The organism is Pseudomonas sp. ICMP 8385, from assembly GCF_002699915.1.
Taxonomy (GTDB): domain Bacteria; phylum Pseudomonadota; class Gammaproteobacteria; order Pseudomonadales; family Pseudomonadaceae; genus Aquipseudomonas; species Aquipseudomonas gessardii.
In genome coordinates, this window is record NZ_LKBY01000030.1 from 1 (window position 1) to 445 (window position 445).

At 64.9% G+C, this 445-nt stretch carries 1 protein-coding gene; it reads left to right on the forward strand.

The window, feature by feature from the left end; all coding sequences use genetic code 11:
- On the forward strand, nucleotides 1–445 hold a 445-nt coding region (locus tag AO268_RS05490; protein WP_373562113.1), incomplete at both ends, for an RHS repeat domain-containing protein.

Consider the following 445-nt stretch of genomic DNA (forward strand, 5'->3'; position numbering starts at 1 on the left):
CCTCCTCAGCGTCGACGACGGCCACTGGCCGCTGCACTACGAATACGACAACCAGAATCGCCTGACTGCCGAACACCAAGGCTGGGGCACCTTGCGCTATGGCTACGACCACTGCGGCCAACTCGAAACCCTGCGCCTGCCGGACAACAACCGCCTGACCTTCAACCACGACAAGGGCGGGCACCTTGCCACTGTCGACCTGAATGGCCGCACACTCACCTCACACCTGTTCCAGGCCGGCCGCGAGCACCAGCGCCAGCAGGGCCAACTGCTCAGCCACTACCACTACGACGAACTCACCTCACACCTGTTCCAGGCCGGCCGCGAGCACCAGCGCCAGCAGGGCCAACTGCTCAGCCACTACCACTACGACGACCAGGGCCGCCTGGCCCAACACGAACACGCCCACGGCCTGCGCCGCTACACCTACGACAAAAGCGGCAAC